General features: G+C 56.6%; 21 protein-coding genes. 12 read left to right on the top strand and 9 right to left on the bottom strand.

Annotation, left to right across the window (positions count from 1 at the left end):
• Positions 1-47: 47 nt before the first annotated feature.
• From ACR0AK_RS08805 to ACR0AK_RS08795, 3 genes are all read right to left on the bottom strand, one after another.
• Positions 48-1,022 (bottom strand): TRAP transporter substrate-binding protein, encoded by a 975-nt coding sequence (locus ACR0AK_RS08805; RefSeq protein WP_480793035.1) that lies wholly within the window; start codon positions 1,020-1,022, stop codon positions 48-50.
• Positions 1,023-1,047: 25 nt separating this feature from the next.
• Positions 1,048-1,590: a 3-hydroxyanthranilate 3,4-dioxygenase gene (locus ACR0AK_RS08800; protein ID WP_480793034.1), complete on the bottom strand. Its 543-nt coding sequence runs from the start codon at positions 1,588-1,590 to the stop codon at positions 1,048-1,050.
• Between the two features lie 95 nt (positions 1,591-1,685).
• Positions 1,686-2,639, bottom strand: coding sequence for a dihydrodipicolinate synthase family protein (locus tag ACR0AK_RS08795; RefSeq protein WP_480793033.1), 954 nt, complete (start codon positions 2,637-2,639; stop codon positions 1,686-1,688).
• Between the two features lie 145 nt (positions 2,640-2,784).
• Here ACR0AK_RS08795 and ACR0AK_RS08790 point away from each other — a divergent pair, with 145 nt between their 5' ends.
• The 3 genes from ACR0AK_RS08790 to ACR0AK_RS08780 all read left to right on the top strand — a co-directional run bounded on the left by ACR0AK_RS08790 (position 2,785) and on the right by ACR0AK_RS08780 (position 6,039).
• Positions 2,785-3,558: an aspartate dehydrogenase gene (locus tag ACR0AK_RS08790; RefSeq protein ID WP_480793032.1), complete on the top strand. Its 774-nt coding sequence runs from the start codon at positions 2,785-2,787 to the stop codon at positions 3,556-3,558.
• Positions 3,559-3,560: 2 nt separating this feature from the next.
• On the top strand, positions 3,561-4,505 hold the full coding sequence (locus ACR0AK_RS08785) for a LysR substrate-binding domain-containing protein (protein ID WP_480793031.1): 945 nt from the start codon (positions 3,561-3,563) through the stop codon (positions 4,503-4,505).
• Positions 4,506-4,608: 103 nt separating this feature from the next.
• Positions 4,609-6,039 (top strand): NAD-dependent succinate-semialdehyde dehydrogenase, encoded by a 1,431-nt coding sequence (locus ACR0AK_RS08780; protein WP_480793030.1) that lies wholly within the window; start codon positions 4,609-4,611, stop codon positions 6,037-6,039.
• A 30-nt stretch (positions 6,040-6,069) separates the two neighbouring features.
• Here ACR0AK_RS08780 and ACR0AK_RS08775 read toward each other — a convergent pair whose 3' ends face one another.
• Positions 6,070-6,678, bottom strand: a complete 609-nt coding sequence (locus tag ACR0AK_RS08775; RefSeq protein ID WP_480793029.1) for a TetR family transcriptional regulator C-terminal domain-containing protein — start codon at positions 6,676-6,678, stop codon at positions 6,070-6,072.
• A gap of 171 nt (positions 6,679-6,849) precedes the next feature.
• Between ACR0AK_RS08775 and ACR0AK_RS08770 the strand changes: the two genes are divergently transcribed.
• The 9 genes from ACR0AK_RS08770 to ACR0AK_RS08730 all read left to right on the top strand — a co-directional run bounded on the left by ACR0AK_RS08770 (position 6,850) and on the right by ACR0AK_RS08730 (position 15,737).
• On the top strand, positions 6,850-8,100 hold the full coding sequence (locus ACR0AK_RS08770) for a Zn-dependent hydrolase (RefSeq protein ID WP_480793028.1): 1,251 nt from the start codon (positions 6,850-6,852) through the stop codon (positions 8,098-8,100).
• 91 nt (positions 8,101-8,191) lie between these two features.
• On the top strand, positions 8,192-9,646 hold the full coding sequence (gene hydA / locus ACR0AK_RS08765; RefSeq protein WP_480793027.1) for a dihydropyrimidinase: 1,455 nt from the start codon (positions 8,192-8,194) through the stop codon (positions 9,644-9,646).
• A 55-nt stretch (positions 9,647-9,701) separates the two neighbouring features.
• Positions 9,702-10,499, top strand: a complete 798-nt coding sequence (locus ACR0AK_RS08760; protein ID WP_480793026.1) for an ABC transporter ATP-binding protein — start codon at positions 9,702-9,704, stop codon at positions 10,497-10,499.
• The gene (locus ACR0AK_RS08755) at positions 10,492-11,421 is read left to right on the top strand and encodes an ABC transporter permease (RefSeq protein WP_480793652.1); all 930 of its coding nucleotides are present in this window, start codon (positions 10,492-10,494) and stop codon (positions 11,419-11,421) included. The genes ACR0AK_RS08760 and ACR0AK_RS08755 overlap by 8 nt, the downstream gene beginning before the upstream one ends.
• Positions 11,418-12,263, top strand: coding sequence for an ABC transporter permease (locus ACR0AK_RS08750; protein ID WP_480793025.1), 846 nt, complete (start codon positions 11,418-11,420; stop codon positions 12,261-12,263). The genes ACR0AK_RS08755 and ACR0AK_RS08750 overlap by 4 nt, the downstream gene beginning before the upstream one ends.
• Positions 12,264-12,318: 55 nt before the next feature.
• The gene (locus ACR0AK_RS08745; protein WP_170557821.1) at positions 12,319-13,308 is read left to right on the top strand and encodes an ABC transporter substrate-binding protein; all 990 of its coding nucleotides are present in this window, start codon (positions 12,319-12,321) and stop codon (positions 13,306-13,308) included.
• Between the two features lie 153 nt (positions 13,309-13,461).
• Positions 13,462-14,175 carry an ABC transporter permease gene (locus tag ACR0AK_RS08740; protein ID WP_170557819.1) on the top strand — a complete coding sequence of 238 codons (714 nt, stop codon included), beginning with the start codon at positions 13,462-13,464 and terminating at the stop codon, positions 14,173-14,175.
• Complete coding sequence (locus ACR0AK_RS08735) at positions 14,168-14,902, top strand: ATP-binding cassette domain-containing protein (RefSeq protein WP_480793024.1); 735 nt, start codon at positions 14,168-14,170, stop codon at positions 14,900-14,902. Before ACR0AK_RS08740 ends, ACR0AK_RS08735 begins: the two co-directional genes overlap by 8 nt.
• A 19-nt stretch (positions 14,903-14,921) precedes the next feature.
• Complete coding sequence (locus ACR0AK_RS08730) at positions 14,922-15,737, top strand: ABC transporter substrate-binding protein (RefSeq protein ID WP_170557815.1); 816 nt, start codon at positions 14,922-14,924, stop codon at positions 15,735-15,737.
• A 4-nt stretch (positions 15,738-15,741) separates the two neighbouring features.
• Here ACR0AK_RS08730 and ACR0AK_RS08725 read toward each other — a convergent pair whose 3' ends face one another.
• The 5 genes from ACR0AK_RS08725 to fdh3B form a co-directional block, all read right to left on the bottom strand.
• Positions 15,742-16,614, bottom strand: a complete 873-nt coding sequence (locus ACR0AK_RS08725; RefSeq protein ID WP_170557814.1) for a helix-turn-helix transcriptional regulator — start codon at positions 16,612-16,614, stop codon at positions 15,742-15,744.
• On the bottom strand, positions 16,615-16,740 hold the full coding sequence (locus tag ACR0AK_RS08720; RefSeq protein WP_302477271.1) for a hypothetical protein: 126 nt from the start codon (positions 16,738-16,740) through the stop codon (positions 16,615-16,617). It lies immediately after the preceding gene.
• Positions 16,741-16,753: 13 nt separating this feature from the next.
• On the bottom strand, positions 16,754-18,016 hold the full coding sequence (locus tag ACR0AK_RS08715; RefSeq protein WP_170557813.1) for a c-type cytochrome: 1,263 nt from the start codon (positions 18,014-18,016) through the stop codon (positions 16,754-16,756).
• A complete protein-coding gene (locus ACR0AK_RS08710) occupies positions 18,017-19,222 on the bottom strand; it encodes a formate dehydrogenase subunit gamma (RefSeq protein WP_480793023.1) in 1,206 nt (401 codons plus the stop codon).
• Between the two features lie 73 nt (positions 19,223-19,295).
• The gene (gene fdh3B / locus ACR0AK_RS08705; protein ID WP_058273836.1) at positions 19,296-19,889 is read right to left on the bottom strand and encodes a formate dehydrogenase FDH3 subunit beta; all 594 of its coding nucleotides are present in this window, start codon (positions 19,887-19,889) and stop codon (positions 19,296-19,298) included.
• Positions 19,890-19,899: the final 10 nt, after the last annotated feature.

The following is a 19,899-nucleotide window of genomic DNA, read 5'->3' as shown; positions in this document are numbered from 1 at the left end:
AAAAGGGCGCAGGATCGACCCGCGCCCTTTCCTTGAAACGTTCAACTTTATTTGGTTTCTGCCGCAGTCTCCCGCAGCGCGTCAAGGGACGAGGTCTTTTCAGACCAGATGCCGTTCCACTCCTCAATCGCATCGCCGAAGAATGAGGCATCAACTTTCTTATAGGCCTTGCCGGTGCCTTCGATTTGTTCCAGCCACTTCGCTTCGTTGGCAACATAGGCGTCGATGGTGCTGTCAACGTGTTTTGCCATCAATTCACCGATCATTGCGCGGTCTTCCTCGGACAATCCGGCCCAGACCTTGGCCGAGACCAGCCCGACCATCGGGAACATCATGTGATCGGACTGAACAATAGTGTCGGCGTGATCATAGTACTTCAGCACCCAGATCAGCTCGGCATCCATATCAATGGCGTCGACCTGCCCATTGGCTAGCGCGTCATAGACCGCCGGCAGCGGCATCGGCGTCGGAGCAGCTCCGACCGCGTTGTAGAAATCCAAAATTGGTGTGAACGGAGTGATCCGCAATTTCAGACCGGATAGGTCCTCGGCAGAAGATACATCACCCCGGCTGACGATCTGGCGCAGTCCGGCCATGCCGTAACCAACGCCGACAACGCCCACCTGGCCTGGCAGAGGTTCCAGCATCGATTTGGCTGTGTCCGAACGCAGGATGCGCCCCGCGTGGCCGATATCATCCGCGAGATACGGCGCATAAAACGCCCCCAGTTCGGGTGCGCGGTTTGATACTTCGGCCACGGTCATGAATGCCATGTCCAGCGCACCAGTCTGCAATTGCTGCAGCATTTCCGCCTCATTTCCCAGCTGACGAGCGGGGAAAACGGACACGGTATGCGCACCACCGCTAGCTTCGTTCAGCTCGGTCCCAAAGGACTCGGCAGCTTTGGTCCAGATATGCGGAGGTGGCGTGATCAGGCCCAGACGGAATTCATCTGCGTGTGCGGCCAGCGTTGTCACAGCAAGCGCTGTAGCCGATGCGGCGATCTTAGCAAAATGTTTCATGTTCTTCCCTGTTGTTTTGTTTTTGTCAGAGTGTGACCCAGCCCTCTGGTGGCTCTTTTCCCGGATGCACGGTCTGGCATTTCGGGCATGTTCGGTCTTCTTCCGATGAATAGAACTTTTCATAGACTGGTGGCAAATCCTTGACGATGGACTGCAATTGCATCTCAGCCCTGTGAACGCGGGTACCGCATTCGAAGCAATACCATTCGATCGCGTCCAGCTCGCCTGCCTGCCGTTTCGGTTCGATCACCAATCCGATAGAACCCTCCTGCGGTCTTTGTGGCGAATGGCGGACATGCGGCGGCAGCAGAAAGATCTCACCTTCCCGGATCGGAACGTCATAGAATTCCTCGCCGTCATACAGCTTCAGCACCATGTCGCCTTCAAGCTGGTAGAAGAACTCTTCAACCGGGTCGTCGTGATAATCGGTGCGCTTGTTCGGCCCGCCGACGACCGTGACCATAAGATCCGCATCCTCCCAGACCTGCTGATTGCCGACAGGTGGTTTCAGCAGGTGACGGTGCTCATCAATCCATTTCTGAAAGTTGAAAGCTTTTAACTTCGACATGTCCCACTCCCTGTTTGCAGAAGTTTGGCCGGTTTTTTCATAACCGCAAAGAAATTATCCGCATCTAGATATCAGATTTGCTTATATCGATGCGGTTAGGGCTTTAAGCCGCATTCCTCGAACCCTTTGCGGATGATCTTTTTTTCCGCATCCGTCAGTTCAAGCATCGGGGGCCGCACGCGCCCTCCGGTCTGCCCCAGCAGCTCTTGCCAGTACTTGCCGAAAGCTGTGGGTTTGTCCGCAGGTTTGGTTCGCTTCATCGCATCACGTACCGGGTTCAGGCTGTCAAAAACCCTGCGCGCCTCGTCTGCTTTTCCCGCAAAAGCCAGCCGCGTGTATTCATTCATGCGCTGATCGTTCTTGGACTGGATCTGATAGGGCGGGGACGAGCATAGGTACAACTTCCAATCAAGCTCCAGAATATTGTCCAACCATTCATGTTCGGCCGAGGTTGAGACATGGATTTTGTCACCAACCATATGGGTCAGTTTCACATACATCTCACGTGGCACTGAGTATTTGATCGCCACGATATTGGGCAGCTCAGCGATCCGCGCGCATTCTTCGGGCTGCATCAGGTAGCCGCTGTCAGGGTGGCTCCACATGGCGATCCCGATGTCCAGTTCATCGCAGAACCTTTTGTAGTACTGGTAAAGAACTTCACCACGATCCTGAACAAAGCTCAGGACGGGCGCGTGCAGAACTATGTAATCAGCTCCGCAATCCTGCGCATGGCGGGCCAGTTCAAGCGCCGTGTCCATGTTCTGGTCCGAGACCGAGACGATCACACCGGCCTTGCCTGCGCATTCATCGACCGCAATTTCAAAGTTGCGCTTGCGCTCATCAAGGCTCATCGAAAAAAACTCGCCCTGTTTCCCCGCAACGAACAGGCCCTGAATATCCAGATCGTCGATCCAGTGACGGATGTTTGACCTCAGGCCTGCCTCATCCAGTGACAAATCATCGTTGAACGGGTTCAGGGCCGCCGCCCAGATACCGGTCATGTGCTCGCGCGCATAGGCTTTTGCATCGTGTTTAGAGTAATTCATATCAGGCGGACCTTTTGGTTATCCTGCTAAGAAAGCCCGATCATATCGTCTGATCCAATGCGAAAGCTGGGAATTGGATATCAGAAATTAGAATATCCATAGAATATCAATTTAGGAATCTTTGGCGCTGGGTTAAGTTTGCCGCATGAAGATTGGATTGATTGGAAAAGGCGCGATCGCGCAGCATGTCTTGGATGCCATTCAGGCCCGAGGACATCAGGTTCATGCGGTTCTGGTTCGCGCAAGCAGCGTTTCGCAGGACCCGGATTTGTTTGTGAGCTCTGTAAAAGATCTCACTTCCAGGGCAGATCTGGTGATCGACTGTGCGGGCCATCAGGCGTTGGCGGAGTACGGTCCTCAGGTTTTGTCCCGTGGCATTGATATGATCACCGTGTCCGTCGGCGCATTGGCAGACCAGCAGGTCGCGGATGCACTGGAATCCTCCGCTCGCGGCTCAGGGGCCAAGCTGCACCTGGCCAGTGGCGCCATCGGTGCGCTGGATTGTCTTGGTGCGGCTGCGACCGGCAAGTTGGACAAGGTTATCTATGTTGGTCGCAAGCCACCGCAGGGCTGGAAAGGTTCAATGGCTGAGGACAAGTTAGACCTCGCAAATCTCACCAAGGCCGAAACGCATTTCAGTGGCACTGCTCGCGAGGCCGCGCTGAACTATCCCAAAAACGCAAACGTGGCGGCGGCAGTCGCTTTGGCTGGGCTAGGGTTCGATGACACGCAGGTTCAACTGATTGCGGACCCTTCAGCCAACGGCAACACTCACGAGATCGAGGCCCAAGGCGAATTCGGGCGGTTTCATTTCCAGATCAGCGGGAATTCCCTTCCGGACAATCCACGCAGTTCTGCCCTGGCAGCCATGAGCGTGGTGGCCAAGCTCGAACAGCTTCTGGACCCAATTGTGATCTGATCATGGTGGGACGTCACTCACGCATAGTCGATCGCGCCCTGACCCGGCTGAAACTGCGCCAACTGCGCCTGCTAGTTGCTGTGGGTGCACATGGAAACATCCAGAACGCAGCACGCGAGCTGGGTATTTCTCAACCCGCAGCAACTAAGATGATTCAGGATCTTGAACTGGATTTTGAGGTCAAGCTGTTCAGCCGAACCAACCGGGGCGTGATCCCGACTGTGTTTGGAGAAACCCTGATCCGTCATGGCAAGCTGATCTTTGCGCAGGTCTCGAACGCCGCGCAGGAACTGGACGACCTGAACGAAGGAAATGCAGGCCGCGTTGTGGTGGGAACTCTGCTGGCAGCCTCGACCAGCCTTCTGCCAACGGCTATTGAAATCCTGCTCGCTGACCGTCCGAATGTGGCCATCAAGATTAACGAAGGCACGAACGAAGTCCTGATGCCACGGTTGCTTTCGGGCGAGATCGATATGGTCGTCGGGCGCCTGCCATCCCATCGGCATCGCGATAAGATCAGGCAGGAAAAGCTGTTTGAAGACCGTATTCTGGCGATTGTCGGCAATCAGCATCCCTTGTCCGAACGTCAAAACATCTCGTTCGCGCAGACCAAACCTTTTGGCTGGATTGTGCCACCGCTTGAAACCACGCTGCGGCGTCAGCTTGATCATTTCTTCGTTGGTCAGCAGCAGTACGTCCCGCCTGTGATGATCGAATCCGTGTCCTACCTGACCAACCGGGCTCTGTTACAGTCGCGGGATCTGATCGGGCTAATGCCGGCCGAGGTCGTTTCGCAGGACATCGCCCACGGCTACTTATCGCCTTTGGATTGGGACGTCCCATTTGGCCAAGGGCCGATTGGCGTCTCGTTTCGGGCAGATGCCGATCTTTCGCCCGCCGGTCGGGCCTTCAAATCGGCGCTGCATGAGGCGGCGCGCCGGAAATGAGGTCAGGTATTCGCCAAATTGATATCAGTATTCCCCCAATTCACTTGAAGTAATGCCAGCCTTTGCGTGATTTGAAATGGTCAAATTCGGAGGCAACGGTTTCATGTATCCTGAGCTCAAGCTGTTCATTGCAGGCAAATGGCGCACAACCAGCCGCGACATTCCGGTTGTGAATCCGGCGACCGAGGATGAAATCGGTCGTCTTCCATGCGCCTCAAAGCAGGATCTGGATGACGCCCTAGAGGCTGCAGTCCGAGGGTTTCGCGTATGGAGTCGCACCTCACCGCGCGAACGTTCCGATACAATCCTGCGCGCTGCTGCGCTGATGCGGGAACGTCAGGAAGAGATTGCTCATGCTATCACCATGGAACACGGCAAGCCGCTGAAGCAGGCCAGGCTTGAGGTTATCCGAGGGGCAGAGTTTTTTGAATGGGACGCGGGCGAGGCGATGCGGACCTATGGGCGGGTCATCCCTGCGGCTCCGGGTCACAAGTTTTCCGTTCATCACCAGCCTATCGGTGTCGTCGCGGCCTTTTCACCCTGGAACTTCCCGATGAGCCAACCTGCACGCAAAATCGCTGGTGCGCTGGCTTCGGGCTGCTCGATCATCCTGAAGGCGGCAGAAGAAACACCCGCAGGGGCAATACATATTGCAAAAGCCTTTGAAGATGCCGGTCTTCCTTCAGGCGTCCTGAACCTGGTGTTCGGAGAGCCGGCAGAAATCTCAGGCCACCTCATCCCGCAGGATCCTGTAAGGCTTGTGGCTTTCACCGGCTCAACCGCTGTGGGGCGGCATCTGACTACCTTGGCTTCAGAACATATGACTTCGGTGCTGATGGAACTTGGTGGCCACGCGCCAGTAATTGTCTGCGAAGACACAGATGTGAAAGCGGCCGGGATCTCAAGCGCAGTTCGAAAAATGCGCAATGCCGGGCAGGTTTGCACATCGCCCACAAGGTTCTTTGCGCATGAGAGCATCTTTGAAGATTACGCCACAACTTTCGTTGAACGCGCTGCAGCAACTGTTGTCGGAAACGGCATGGACCAAAATGTGGAAATGGGGCCTTTGGCAAATGACCGGCGGGTGCCTGCACTGATCGAATTGGTGGAAGACGCCCGTGAAAAGGGCGCGACGGTTGCCACGGGTGGCGCCAAACATGGCGACAAAGGGTACTTCTTTCAGCCCACCGTCCTGCTGAACGTGCCCGACAACGCCCGGATCATGCAGGAGGAACCTTTTGGTCCGGTGGCTGTGATCAATCCGGTATCCTCACTGGATGACGCAATTGGCAAAGCAAACTCGGTGCCCTATGGGCTGGCCGGTTATGCATTTACAAATCGCGCGGACTATATTGATCGATTGATTGACGAGGTCGAGGTCGGCAACCTGTCTATCAACACGCTTGAGGCATCCATGCCTGAAACGCCCTTTGGAGGCGTGAAATCCAGCGGATATGGTCGCGAAGGCGGCACCGAGGGGCTGGACAACTACATGATCGTAAAAAACGTATGGCATTCCGCCGACATCACCTGAGCAAAGGCGCGTCAGATAAAGTCGCGCCGATTACGGCGTCAGAAGTTTCCGATAGAGCGTGTCGATAAACGGCTCGGCCCCCTCAAAGGGGTCTTCGTCGCCCAGAATTGCGCGGACCTGAACGTCGAAGTCGGCGTAGTGTTGGGTCAGCGCCCAGATTGAAAAGATCAGGTGATGGGGATGCAGGCGCGCAATTTTGCCCTGATCCATCCACTGTGTGAGTATCGCCGTTTTCTCATCCACCAGAGATTTAAGTTCGTGCGACAGAGATTCGTGGATACGCGGAGCGCCCTGAACCAGCTCGTTTGCAAATAGGCGGCTTTCGCGCGGTAGGTCCCGGCTCATTTCCAGCTTGCGGCCGATATAGGCGAGGATTTCTTCCATCGGGTCGCCATCCGCGTCCAGATCATGCAGTGGGGCAAGCCAGACCTCTAGCAGGCCTGACAGCAGGGCTGTGTGGATCGCTTCTTTCGACGGGAAATAATACAACAGGTTTGGTTTGCTCAGCCCAGCCTCGGTCGCGATTTGATCGACAGTCGCCCCACGAAAACCATGCGCCGAAAACACGTTCAGTGCGGCTTCGAGAATCGCGGCGCGGTTCTTTTTCTGAATTCGGGTCGGGGCGCGGTCTTTGGGCATGTTTCCTGACTGTCTCTTTTTCCGCCAAGCGGGCACCAAATATGCCGAATTTTCCGGCGGCGCCATGCAATTTCTTGACTGATGTCGAACCCGTGATAGCGTGAGTTTGACCAGATGGTCAAATCAAGACACCAAAAGCGAGCCAAATCGCAAGCAACAGGGAAGAACAAGATGGCAGCTCCGGCGCAAAACCTCAGGATCAATGGCGACAGACTTTGGGACAGCCTGATGGAGATGGCCAAGATCGGCCCCGGTGTTGCGGGGGGTAACAACCGCCAAACCCTGACGGATGAAGACGCAGAAGGGCGCGCTTTGTTTCAAAAGTGGTGCGAAGACGCCGGTTGCACCATGGGTTTGGATCAGATGGGCAACATGTTTGCTCATCGCGAGGGCACAGACCCCAACGCGCTGCCGGTCTATGTTGGCTCACATCTGGATACTCAACCAACCGGGGGCAAGTATGACGGCGTGTTGGGCGTATTGGGTGGGCTGGAGATTATCCGAACGCTCAATGATTTGGGCATTAAGACCAAACATCCGATCGTCGCGACCAACTGGACCAACGAAGAAGGTACGCGCTATGCGCCGGCGATGCTGTCTTCGGGCGTGTTTGCCGGGATGCACACGCAGGACTGGGCCTATGACCGCGAAGATGCCGAGGGCAAGACCTTCGGCGATGAGCTAAAGCGCATCGGCTGGCGGGGAGACGAAGAGGTCGGTGCCCGCAAAATGCATGCTTTCTTTGAGTTGCATATTGAACAGGGGCCAATCCTTGAGGCCGAAGGCAAGGACATTGGTGTTGTGACGCACGGGCAGGGACTAAGCTGGACGCAGGTCACCGTGACAGGAAAGGACGCGCATACCGGCTCGACGCCGATGCCGATGCGCAAAAACGCAGGGCTGGCGATGGCGCGTATCCTTGAGAAGGTGGATGAGATCGCCTGGTCGCATGCGCCCCATGCGGTTGGGGCGGCAGGGCATATTGACGTTTATCCGAACTCTCGCAACGTGATCCCCGGTAAAGCAGTGTTCACTGTCGATTTCCGTTCGCCCGAATTGGCGGTGATCAAGGACATGGAAAACCGTCTGCGCGTTGCCGCCGAGGATATCGTGGAAGAGATGGGCCTCCAAATCGAGTTCGAAAAAGTTGGCGGATTTGACCCGGTAAAGTTCGACGAAGGGTGTGTCGCTGCGGTTCGGGACGCGGCTGAGCGGTTGGGGTATTCGCACACCGACATCATCTCAGGTGCAGGGCATGATGCCTGCTGGATCAATCGGGTGGCACCGACCGCGATGGTCATGTGCCCTTGTGTCGATGGTCTGAGCCATAACGAGGCTGAAGAAATCAGCAAGGACTGGGCTGCGGCCGGGACGGATGTTCTGTTTCATGCGGTCGTCGAGACGGCGGAGATTGTTGAATAGGGGGACTGCCCCCGTCGCCTGATGGGCGACTCCCACGGGATATATTTGGCCAGATCAAGCAAGCGGCGCAGACCGCGTCAGGGAGACTAGAATGAGCACTGTTATCAAGAACGGAACCGTTGTGACCGCCGATTTGTCTTACAAGGCGGATGTCATGGTCGAAGATGGCGTCATCACAGAGATCGGGATGGATCTGAAGGGTGACAAGGAATTGGATGCCACGGGATGTTACGTCATGCCGGGTGGGATTGATCCGCATACCCACCTGGAGATGCCGTTTATGGGCACCTACTCCAGCGATGATTTCGAAAGCGGTACGCGGGCTGCGCTGGCGGGTGGAACCACGATGGTCGTTGATTTCGCGCTGCCGAACCCGGGTGAAAGCCTGTTGGACGCGTTGAAACGCTGGGACAACAAATCCACCCGTGCCAACTGTGACTACTCCTTCCACATGGCTGTGACATGGTGGGGCGAGCAGGTGTTTGATGACATCAAGACGGTGATCGAGACACGCGGTATCAACACGTTCAAGCATTTCATGGCCTACAAGGGCGCATTGATGGTGAATGATGATGAGTTGTTCTCTTCGTTCAAGCGCCTGGCAGAGTTGGGCGGCATCGCGATGGTTCACGCCGAAAACGGTGATGTGGTGGCGGAACTCAGTGCCAAACTACTGGCCGAGGGCAATAACGGCCCCGAGGCGCATGCTTATTCCCGTCCGCCGCAGGTTGAAGGCGAGGCGACCAATCGCGCCATCATGATTGCCGACATGGCAGGCGTGCCGCTTTATGTCGTGCATACCTCTTGTGAAGAGGCGCATGAAGCAATCCGCCGGGCCAAGATGCAGGGTAAGCGCGTTTGGGGCGAACCTTTGATCCAGCACCTGACATTGGATGAAAGCGAGTATTTTCATCACGATTGGGATCACGCGGCACGTCGGGTCATGAGCCCTCCATTCCGGAACAAGCAACATCAGGATAGTTTGTGGAATGGTCTACACTCGGGCACGCTGAGTGTTGTAGCGACAGACCATTGCGCCTTTACGACCGAGCAAAAGCGGTACGGTGTCGGCGACTTTACCAAAATCCCGAACGGCACGGGCGGCTTGGAAGACCGGATGCCTATGCTGTGGACCTATGGGGTGAATACAGGCCGTCTGACGATGAATGAATTCGTGGCGGTGACGTCAACAAACATCGCCAAGATAATGAACTGCTATCCCAAAAAGGGCGCGATCCTTGTTGGGGCAGATGCGGATATCGTTGTGTGGGACCCTGAGAAATCCAAGACGATCAGCGCGGGTACTCAGCAATCTTCGATTGATTACAACGTGTTTGAAGGGAAAGAGGTCAAAGGCCTGCCGCGCTTTACTCTGACGCGGGGCCATGTGGCTGTGCATGACGGCGAGATTCGCACGCAGGAAGGTCACGGTGATTTTGTCGCACGCGAACCTAATGGCCACGTGAACAAAGCGTTGAGCACCTGGAAAGAGCTGACCGCGCCTCGACCGATCGAGCGGTCGGGCATCCCGGTGACGGGCGTATGATGCGTATGGGCCGTCTCTGTGACGGCCCAAAATCAAATCTTTTCAAGGCTATGGAATGAATACTGAAAGCACTACCCAGCCCGTGATCGAGGCAAGGCAGCTGGATCTGACCTTCCAAACCAATGACGGACCGATTCACGCGTTGAAAGACGTCAACCTGACTGTCGGCAAGGGCGAATTCGTCAGTTTTATTGGCCCCTCGGGCTGCGGCAAAACCACCTTCCTGCGCTGTATCGCGGCATTGGAAACCCCAACGGGTGGAACCCTGACCGTCAACGGCATGACCCCGGACGAAGCGCGGCGGAACCGGGCTTATGGGTACGTGTTTCAGGCGGCAGGTCTGTATCCTTGGCGCACCATCGCTAAGAACATCAAGCTACCGCTTGAGATCATGGGGTATTCGGCCGCCGAGCAAGATGAACGTGTGAGAAACGTTCTGGAACTTGTTGATCTTGAAGGATTTGGAGGCAAGTTTCCATGGCAGTTGTCCGGAGGAATGCAGCAGCGGGCCAGTATCGCGCGCGCCTTGGCCTTTGACGCGGACATCCTGCTAATGGACGAACCCTTTGGTGCGCTGGATGAGATTGTTCGGGATCACCTGAACGAACAGCTTCTGGCGCTGTGGGCGCGGACGGAAAAGACCATTGGTTTCGTCACGCACTCGATCCCAGAGGCGGTGTATCTGAGCACCAAGATCGTGGTGATGAGCCCACGGCCGGGGCGGATTACAGACGTGATCGACAGCCCTCTGCCAAAAGAACGGCCTTTGGATATCCGTGATACGCCAGAGTTCATCGAGGTCGCCCATCGCGTGCGCGAAGGCCTGAGGGCGGGGCATGCGGACGATGAATGACGGATTCAAAGCTTTCTGGGCCGTTCTGACCGTTCTCGCGGTGATCATTGCGTTTTGGTACGCGGCTTGCGTTCCAATGAACATCAAAGGCGTATTGACCGAGCAAGAGCGCGCCGGGGCCGAAGTGCAACCGCCGTCAGCTAAAGACCGTCGGGATATGTCCGAATTCGGACTGGTGTTGAACAATAGCTTTGCCATTCCAGCCACGTGGGAGCAGGACCGCCCCCGTCTGCCGGCCCCGCATCAGGTCGCCATCGAAATGTGGGAGACCACGGCAAAGAAAAAAATCACTTCGAAACGGTCACTTATCTATCACGGCTGGGTGACGCTCAGCGCGACGATGTTGGGTTTTGCGATTGGCACAGGGCTGGGCATATTGCTGGCCGTGGGCATCGTGCACAGCCGTGTGATGGACTTGTCTGTCATGCCCTGGGCCATTGTCAGCCAGACTATCCCGATTATCGCACTCGCACCGATGATTATCGTGGTTCTCTATTCGATTGGTATTCAGGGGATCATTCCCAAGGCGATCATCTCGGCCTATCTGAGCTTTTTCCCGGTGGTTGTCGGAATGGTTAAAGGCCTGCGCAGCCCTGACGCAATGCAACTGGACCTACTGCGCACCTATAATGCCAGCCGGTCTCAGGGGTTCTGGAAGCTGCGCTTGCCCGCGTCGATGCCGTATCTGTTTACGTCGTTGAAAATTGGCATCGCGGCGTCGCTGGTTGGTGCCATTGTTGGTGAATTGCCAACAGGAGCGGTGGCCGGTCTGGGTGCACGTTTGCTGGCGGGCAGCTACTATGGACAAACCGTGCAAATATGGTCGGCCTTGTTTGCGGCGGCCATTCTGGCGGCCTGTCTGGTTGGCTTGCTGGGGCTTGTTGAACGGACAGTGCTGAAAAGAATGGGGATGGCGCAATGATACTGGTGCTGATTGCAATCGCCGTCTGGGTGCTGGGCTGGTGGCTGAACAGCCGTCTGGCTAGCGGACCTTATGCCGATACGCGTATTGTGCGTTTCTTGGCACCATTCATCTTTGGCATAACTATCATCGTAATTTGGGAGCTGCTTGTCAGAGGACTCAATGTTTCTCTGGTCATACTGCCGGCACCATCCGTAATTGCGGTGCGTTTTGTCGATAGCCTGCCGATCCTGTGGGCAGATTTTGTTCAGACCATCATCAAGGGGGCGTTCAGCGGATACGTAATCGGCTGTGGCGCAGCATTCCTGATGGCTATCGCAGTGGATCGCTGGGATTTCCTGCGCCTCGGGCTACTGCCCGTCGGAAACTTCGTCGCTGCGCTTCCAATTGTTGGAACTGCACCCATTCTGGTGATGTGGTTCGGCTTCGACTGGCACTCCAAAGCAGCGGTGGTTGTGGTGATGGTATTCTTCCCAATGTTAGTGAATACGGTTGCCGGATTGCGCGAGGCCACGGCCATGCAGCGCGATCTGATGGAGACCTATGCAGCCACCTATTGGCAAAGCTTTCTGAAGCTGCGTTTGCCAGCCGCGATGCCCTTTATCTTCAATGGCTTAAAGATTTCTACCACCCTGGCGTTAATCGGCGCTATCGTGGCAGAGTTCTTTGGCTCACCCACGCTAGGCATGGGCTTTCGGATTTCAACCAGTGTCGGGCAATTGTCCCTGGATATGGTCTGGGCCGAGATTGTGGTGGCCGCTTTGGCTGGAACGGCGTTTTACGGCCTTGTGGCCATGATCGAAAAGGCGGTGACATTCTGGCATCCGTCTCAGCGTGGATAAAAAAGAATTCAACAGACCCCAAAAGGGGCGCCAACAGCAACTAGGAGATATGAAGATGAATAAGCTACTCAGCGGGGCGATAGCCGCCTTTAGTCTGGCCGCCAGTTCGGCCTTGGCAGCGGATGAGGTGACATTGCAGCTAAAGTGGGTCACGCAAGCGCAATTCGCAGGCTATTATGTCGCCAAAGACAAGGGGTTCTACGAGGAAGAGGGGCTGGACGTTACCATTCTGCCAGGCGGACCAGACATCGCGCCGACACAGGTGATTGCTGGTGGCGGCGCCGATGTAACAGTCGAGTGGATGCCCGCAGCACTGGCCGCGCGTGAAAAGGGTCTGCCGTTGGTGAACATTGCGCAACCGTTCAAAAGCTCGGGCATGATGCTGACCTGCTGGAAAGATGCCGGGATCGCCGCGCCCGAGGACCTCAAGAACCGCACGCTGGGCGTTTGGTTCTTTGGCAACGAGTTCCCATTCATGAGCTGGATGAGCCAACTGGGGATCGACACGGGTGGCAAAAGCGAAAGCGGTGTTGAAGTTTTGAAGCAGGGATTCAACGTCGATCCACTTCTGCAACGCCAGGCTGATTGCATCAGCACGATGACTTACAACGAATACTGGCAGGTCATTGATGCGGGCGTCAGCCCGGATGAACTGGTGACTTTCAAATACGAAGATCAGGGCGTCGCGACGCTTGAAGATGGTCTTTACGTGCTCGAAGAAAACCTGAGTGATGCGGAATTCGCCGACAAGATGGAGCGCTTTGTCCGGGCCTCGATGAAAGGTTGGAAATACGCTGAAGAAAACCCGGAAGAGGCCGCCGATATCGTTCTGGAAAACGATGAGACCGGCGCCCAGACCGAAGAGCATCAGAAACGCATGATGGGTGAGATCGCGAAACTGACCTCTGGTTCGAATGGTGCGTTGGATCCGGCCGATTTTGAACGCACTGTGGCCACGTTGCTGGCTGGTGGATCAGACCCAGTCATCACCAAACAGCCGGATGGTGCTTGGACCCATCAGATCACGGATGCAGCGCTGAACTGATCAACTAGGCATTAACTGAAAAAACGCGGTCCCATACGGGGCCGCGTTTCCTTTTTCTTATGTCGGAAAAGTGTCTGTACTTGAGGCCGAAATGGCGTAGAATTCTATGAATAACAGCGCATTTCGTACGAAACAGTCGATAGTCCGGAAAAAATGCAGGGATTTGCATCAGAATTCAACACCGCTATCGCTCTGATCCTGAACGGGGATCCAGAGCTTTGGGCGATTGTGCTTTTGTCCCTGAAAGTTTCTGTATTTGCCGTCCTGATTTCTGCTCTGATTGGGATGCCTGTTGGCGCTGCGCTGGCCGTTTCGCGCTTTCCGGGGCGGCGGATCTTGATCGTTCTGATGAACGCTCTGATGGGGTTTCCTCCCGTCGTGGTTGGACTGCTGGTCTATCTGATGTTGTCTCGGTCGGGGCCGTTGGGAGTTCTTGAACTGCTATATACACCGACCGCGATGATCATCGCGCAGGTGGTTCTGGTGACACCCATTGTTGCCGCGCTGACGCGGCAAGTGGTCGAGATGTTGGCCGAGGAATACTCGGAACAGCTCCGTTCGCTTGGTGTATCGCGTCTGGCTTCCGTTCCGGTATTGCTGTGGGACGCGCGTCTCGCACTGGTCACCGCATTACTGGCCGGATTTGGCCGCGCCATTGCCGAAGTTGGGGCAGTGATTATTGTCGGGGGCAATATCAATCACGTGACCCGTGTGATGACGACCACCATCGCATTGGAAACATCCAAAGGTAATCTTGCGCTCGCTCTTGCGCTTGGCGCGATCCTGATCGGTATCGCTGTGGCGGTAAACGCCATGGTCAGCACGCTTAGCCTGCGGGCCGAGCGAGAGGGGTTGCGCCATGCGTGATCTGGTCTCGGAAATGGCGCGGCACATCACTGTGCATGGAGTACAAATTGCACGCAATGGCACTGCGTTGCTGGACGTACCGCATCTGAATTTGGCCGGGCCGGGTCCGACCCTGATCCTTGGACCGAACGGGTCTGGCAAAAGCCTGTTGCTGCGATGTTTGCACGGGCTGATCGCTCCGGATAAGGGGCATGTGGAACAGGACGGCGTTCCCTTGAATTCCAATCATAAAGCGCGACAGGCGATGGTTTTCCAGCGGCCTGTCTTACTGCGCCGGTCGGTTGCGGCCAATCTGGAGTTTGTTCTGAAACGGCAGGGCCTGTCACGCGCTGCCCGCAAGATGCGTATCGCAGAGTTGCTGATCCAAGGCGGGCTGGAGGGCAAGGCGCGGCAATCGGCCAGATCGTTGTCGGGTGGCGAGGCGCAGAGGCTGGCCATCTTACGCGCACTGGCGCTGGACCCGGACACGCTGTTTCTGGACGAACCGACCAGTGCGCTGGACCCAGGTGCAACTCAGGTAATCGAACGGATGATCCTGCGCGCGTCAGCCGAAGGGGTGCGCATTGTCATGGTGACCCATGACATTGGTCAGGCGCGTCGGCTGGCATCGGATGTCGTCATGATGCAGGGTGGCCATGTGGTTGAACATGGCGACGCGCGTCAGGTATTGGACGATCCACAGAGCGAGGCCTCACGCCGGTATCTGGCAGGCGGGCTGGTAACATAACAAAAACCTGGAGTTCACAATGATCCGGAATTTCGTTCGGGCAGCATTGGTTTCCCTTGGCCTGATTGCAGGTTCGGCCTCGGCCGAAGAGCCCTTTATCGTCGTACAATCAACAACGTCGACCCAAAATTCGGGGCTGTTCGACTACATCCTTCCTTGGTTTGAAGCGGAAACCGGGATCGACGTGCGCGTTGTGGCTGTCGGCACCGGGCAGGCGATCCGAAATGCGATCAACGGTGATGGGGATGTTCTGCTGGTCCATGCAACGGCTGATGAAGAGCAGTTTGTCAAAGACGGGTGGGGCGTTGAACGGTTCGATGTGATGTACAATGACTTTGTCCTTGTCGGGCCTAAATCAGACCCCGCCAAGGTGAAAGGCGGGTCGGACATTGTGGCCGCCTTGACCGCAGTATCCGAAGCGGCAGTTCCTTTTGCGTCTCGTGGGGATGACAGTGGTACCCATAAGGCTGAAATGCGCCACTGGGGCGACGCCGGTGTAGACCCCACAGCGGAATCGGGCACCTGGTACCGCGAGACAGGTTCGGGCATGGGCGCGACGTTGAACGTGGCCAGTGGCATGGACGCTTATGCCCTGACGGATCGGGCGACGTGGGAATCCTTTGGAAACCGGGGGAACCTTGAGGTTTTGGTCGAAGGTGATCCGCGCTTGTTTAACCAATATGGCGTCATTCTGGTGAATCCCGAAAAACATGCGGGTGTTCGCGCAGCTGCGGGGCAGCGGTTCATAGATTGGTTGATCGGTCCGGACGGGCAAACCGCAATTGAGGCCTTTAAGTTGAATGGCAATCAGTTGTTCTTTCCGAACGCAAAATAGGAAACTACCCGCTGGCGCCATTGTGGTGGATTGTTCCCAGACCGGACAGGTCGTAGCCGCCAAACTCATTGGCGCGGTTCAGGAACCGGTCGGATTGTACAAAGCTGAGCAACTTCAGCATCGGATCATCAAAGTAAGCTCTTCGCCAGATCGCGAGGTCCAGGCGTTCCGAATGTGTCGGGACAAATTCCAGATCGTAAAGTCCGGCCAATGCACCCAACCCGAACCCGACCTCGGCTTTGCTATCATGCAGGGCGATTGCCAGCTCTTCCTCGGTGCGGGCACAGGTGGGCAGGGCTTCCAGATCTTCGCGCGTCAAACCATGGGCTTCCAGTTGGGCGTCGAACAGTCTTTGGCTGGCGGCGCTGTCCTGGCGCAGGATTACACGTCGACCTTTTAGCTGTTCAAATCCCTGAATATCCGACGTGCCTGGCGCCAGCAGCAAACCACGCTGGCGATGAGCAATTTCAAACAGAACGACCGGAGCCTCACCCAAAGTGTCCTGAAGCGTCCGGGTGTTAAAACCGGCATCCTCATGAATGTGCAGCGCTGCTGCCTGTGCGTTTCGATCTTTTAGCCGGGTTAGCCCATCGAATGAGCCATCGTAATATGTCGCCAGGCCTGATCCGCTTTCGCGCAGCGCCCAGTCCAGCAGCGGATCGTGACTGCCAGCGACAATCGGGGGCAGGGGCGGTTCGGCCACTTCCGGGCCAGATCGCGAGGCGTTCAGCCATGCAATCACCTCGGCCCGCGGAAAAAGCAACTTGCCCATAGCGCGCACACACGGCACCTCACCCGATGAAGCCAGGTCATAGGCCTTTCGCTCGCCAATGCGCAGGAGATCGGCCAGTTCTTTGGTGGTCAAGTATTCGGACATTCAGTCGAGACGCACAGCCGAGCCAGCCCCTGCATCCGCAGCACTGAAACCGATCTGTTGCAGCGTATATGGCGCGGCGACAGTGATCACCGCCATAACGGCGACGGCAGCAAGAAAGGCTTTCATAGTCTCCTCCGGCTCAATTTTCTGGCATCGTGGCGCGGCGCAGAAAGGCGATCAGGTCGTCCCGATCCTGAGGCTGAGTGATCCGTTGCATCGGCATCTTCGACCCCGGAATGTAGTGGTCCGGCCCTTCGTCAAAAAGAGCGTTTATCGTTTCTTCATTCCAAATGATATCAGAGTCTTGCAGCGTATCCGAGTAAAAATATCCCCGTAGGGTACCTGCTTTGCGCCCGAACACACCGTGGAGCGTCGGACCTGCCCGGCGTTGGCCATCCGGGGTCAGGCTATGGCAGATCGAACATTTGCGGGCGAACTGACGTTCACCGTTTTCCATTTCCTCGGGATCTTTCAAAAAGCTGGGTTCAGCCGCAGCCATCTGTTCCTGATCTCCCAGCGCAGCGACTGGCCAGCTATACATGGCCTCGTCAATACCGCCCGCATGCAAGTTTTGCCCGTCAGTGGAAAAGGCCAATGCCCAGACCGGGCCACGTAAGGTCGCTCTGAAATCCTGTGCGATGCGCCATTCGACCGTGTCTATCATCATAATATAGCCTTCGCCATCTCCGACGGCCAACATGCTGCGATCCGGGCTGAGCGCCAAGGCAAGGATCGGTCGGCGTTCCAAAGTGAAATCACGTTCGTCGCCAGTTGTCAGGTCGAGGATGCGGGTGACGCCATCAACCGCGCCGTACGCAATCCAGTTGTCCTGTTCGTTCAGTGCCAGCTCATTGATGCCAAATCCGTGTTCCACGAACCGGTTCGTTTCCTGTCCGCTGGCAACGTCCCATATGCGCAGTGAACCATCGATACCTGCGGAATACAGTTCCGAACCGTCTGCAGAGAATTCGACGGCATTCACACCGCTTCCAGTCGGCCCGAGCATCGACGGCGCCGAGCCATCGACCGGCCACAGCCCGATGGTCCCATCCCAACTGGCCGTTGCCACATGGGTCTTCGACGCGGCGACGCCTACAATCTTGCCTTTGTGCTGACCAACAATCTGACCGCCAGGCCATTTGCGCAGGGTAAAATCATCCCCAGCCGAATAGATCGCGGTACCGTTGAATACGACGGAATTGACTGCGGCCTCGTGGCCTTCCAGCCATTTCGGCGATTGCCCGGTCCATATGCCAACCGAGTTGTCAAAACTTGCTGTTGCGATCCGACCGTCTGGCGCGGTGGCGATCCCCATGATGGGCCCGCCGTGGCCTTTAAGAGTGAAGAACTCGGCCATCGCGGGCAGGGGCAGCAGCGCCAGTGCCAGAACCAGCTTGCGCATTTATTCGGCGGGCGAGGCCGCTCCTTCGCTGGCCTCTTTTGCCTGCACCTCTTCCAGCCACAGCGAGTGGTGCTCGCGGGCCCATTGCTCTTCAACCTCTCCGGTTCCCATTGCGTCGAACGCACCCTCCATGCCGACCGAACCCAAGTAGATATGAGCTAGAATAATGGCGATGAAGGCGTAGGCGACCATGACGTGCCAGACCTGAGCGTATTGCATTTCCTCCTGCGGGGACATTTGCACTGGTAGGTTCAAGCCCAGCATTTGCGGAATGCCTGTCGCGTTTGCGATCGAGAAGGTTTTGGCAAACAGCGGCATTTCAAACGGGAACAGCAGCGACAGGCCCGACAGGCTGATCGAGACGCCCAGCAGTATGCACAGCCAGAAAATGATCTTTTGTCCGGCATTGAATTTCTTGGCTGGGGGATGGCTGCCTTTGGTAAACAGTCCACCACCAGCGGCGAGCCATTTAAGATCGACGCGGTTCGGAATGTTATGACTGATCCAGTTTACGGTGACGATGATCAGCCCCAGCATGAAAGCCCATGCGAGGTTGTTGTGCAACCATTTGCACCCCTGAGCGATCATTGCGAAGCCCTCTTTCCCGAAAATCGGCATCAGGAAGTCGCGGCCATATAGGGTCAAAAGACCAGTGATGCCGAGGATCAGGAATGAACCGGCAAACAGCCAATGGCCAAACCTTTCAAAGCCTCCAAAGCGGGTGACCGTGCGGCCGGTCTTTTCGCCGTCGATCCTGATCTTTCCACGGATCAGGAAGAAAAGCAGAAGGATGATAAGCATTCCGCCGATGATGTAGCTGCCATATTCGCGCAGCGGACCGGTGCGGAAGTTCAACCACCACATGCCGCCGTCCTGAATCAGCACTCCGGCAGCTGGTCCTTTGGACGACACTGTCACATCAGCCGAGCCATAGCGCAGTGCGCGGTAGACGTCGCTGTCCGAGGCGACACCCCGCGTGCCCAACTGGCCAAGCAAGCCTTCGGCGTTGCCTTGGCCGGTATTGTCCGCGCGGTAGCTGTCATCAACCTGTTCGCCGCGCTGTCGCGCCATGATATCCTCAAGCGTCGTCGCGCCCCCGGTCTGCGCCCTGTCAGCAGGGGCAGGGGCTTCGGCTTCACTTGATTGGGCGACAGCGGTTTGCGCCACAAAAAATGTCAGCAGCAATACGGAGAGTAAGCGGAACATCTGAACCTCGGTCAAAATCCCTGTTCAGACGACCCACGAACGCGGGTCGCCTGTTTGGTTCACGAAGACGGTTTTACCCGTCTTTCTGGTCGTAGGCAGTGCCCCAACCCCAAGCGCCCGAGCCAAACCCGCGCGCTACGACGCGCTCGCGGTAGATGGCCGACACCACGTCACCGTCACCGGCGAGCAGGGCCTTGGTGGAACACATCTCGGCGCAGATGGGCAGTTTGCCCTCGGCGATCCGGTTGCGACCATATTTTGCGAACTCTGCGGTCGAGTTGTTTTCTTCGGGACCACCAGCGCAGAAGGTACATTTGTCCATCTTGCCGCGCGATCCGAAGTTGCCCGCCTGTGGATATTGCGGCGCGCCGAAGGGGCACGCATAGAAGCAATAGCCACAGCCAATGCACAGGTCTTTGGAGTGCAGGACGACACCTTCTTCGTTCTGATAGAAGCAGTCGACCGGACAAACCGCCATGCAAGGCGCATCCGAACAATGCATACAGGCCACCGAAATCGAGCGTTCGCCCGGGTTGCCGTCATTGATCGTCACCACCCTGCGGCGGTTGATGCCCCACGGCACCTCGTGCTCGTTCTTACACGCGGTTACGCAGGCGTTGCACTCGATGCAGCGTTCAGCGTCGCAGAGAAACTTTGCTCTAGCCATTTTCGTCCTC

The sequence above is a fragment of the Ruegeria sp. BI12 genome (assembly GCF_056537985.1).
The sequence above is the reverse complement of the archived record's forward strand: the minus strand, read 5'-3'. Positions and strand labels throughout refer to the sequence as shown.

Coding starts and splice junctions, on each gene's coding strand:
- ACR0AK_RS08775 (WP_480793029.1), bottom strand. CDS start 6,678: ATGCCCAAAGACCGCGCCCCGACCCGAATTCAGAAAAAGAACCGCGCC.
- ACR0AK_RS08720 (WP_302477271.1), bottom strand. CDS start 16,740: ATGAAAGCCTTTCTTGCTGCCGTCGCCGTTATGGCGGTGATCACTGTC.
- ACR0AK_RS08790 (WP_480793032.1), top strand. CDS start 2,785: ATGAAGATTGGATTGATTGGAAAAGGCGCGATCGCGCAGCATGTCTTG.
- ACR0AK_RS08715 (WP_170557813.1), bottom strand. CDS start 18,016: ATGCGCAAGCTGGTTCTGGCACTGGCGCTGCTGCCCCTGCCCGCGATG.
- ACR0AK_RS08760 (WP_480793026.1), top strand. CDS start 9,702: ATGAATACTGAAAGCACTACCCAGCCCGTGATCGAGGCAAGGCAGCTG.
- ACR0AK_RS08735 (WP_480793024.1), top strand. CDS start 14,168: ATGCGTGATCTGGTCTCGGAAATGGCGCGGCACATCACTGTGCATGGA.
- hydA (WP_480793027.1), top strand. CDS start 8,192: ATGAGCACTGTTATCAAGAACGGAACCGTTGTGACCGCCGATTTGTCT.
- ACR0AK_RS08800 (WP_480793034.1), bottom strand. CDS start 1,590: ATGTCGAAGTTAAAAGCTTTCAACTTTCAGAAATGGATTGATGAGCAC.
- ACR0AK_RS08730 (WP_170557815.1), top strand. CDS start 14,922: ATGATCCGGAATTTCGTTCGGGCAGCATTGGTTTCCCTTGGCCTGATT.
- ACR0AK_RS08710 (WP_480793023.1), bottom strand. CDS start 19,222: ATGTTCCGCTTACTCTCCGTATTGCTGCTGACATTTTTTGTGGCGCAA.
- ACR0AK_RS08805 (WP_480793035.1), bottom strand. CDS start 1,022: ATGAAACATTTTGCTAAGATCGCCGCATCGGCTACAGCGCTTGCTGTG.
- ACR0AK_RS08795 (WP_480793033.1), bottom strand. CDS start 2,639: ATGAATTACTCTAAACACGATGCAAAAGCCTATGCGCGCGAGCACATG.
- ACR0AK_RS08770 (WP_480793028.1), top strand. CDS start 6,850: ATGGCAGCTCCGGCGCAAAACCTCAGGATCAATGGCGACAGACTTTGG.
- ACR0AK_RS08785 (WP_480793031.1), top strand. CDS start 3,561: ATGGTGGGACGTCACTCACGCATAGTCGATCGCGCCCTGACCCGGCTG.
- ACR0AK_RS08750 (WP_480793025.1), top strand. CDS start 11,418: ATGATACTGGTGCTGATTGCAATCGCCGTCTGGGTGCTGGGCTGGTGG.
- ACR0AK_RS08745 (WP_170557821.1), top strand. CDS start 12,319: ATGAATAAGCTACTCAGCGGGGCGATAGCCGCCTTTAGTCTGGCCGCC.
- ACR0AK_RS08740 (WP_170557819.1), top strand. CDS start 13,462: ATGCAGGGATTTGCATCAGAATTCAACACCGCTATCGCTCTGATCCTG.
- ACR0AK_RS08755 (WP_480793652.1), top strand. CDS start 10,492: ATGAATGACGGATTCAAAGCTTTCTGGGCCGTTCTGACCGTTCTCGCG.
- fdh3B (WP_058273836.1), bottom strand. CDS start 19,889: ATGGCTAGAGCAAAGTTTCTCTGCGACGCTGAACGCTGCATCGAGTGC.
- ACR0AK_RS08780 (WP_480793030.1), top strand. CDS start 4,609: ATGTATCCTGAGCTCAAGCTGTTCATTGCAGGCAAATGGCGCACAACC.
- ACR0AK_RS08725 (WP_170557814.1), bottom strand. CDS start 16,614: ATGTCCGAATACTTGACCACCAAAGAACTGGCCGATCTCCTGCGCATT.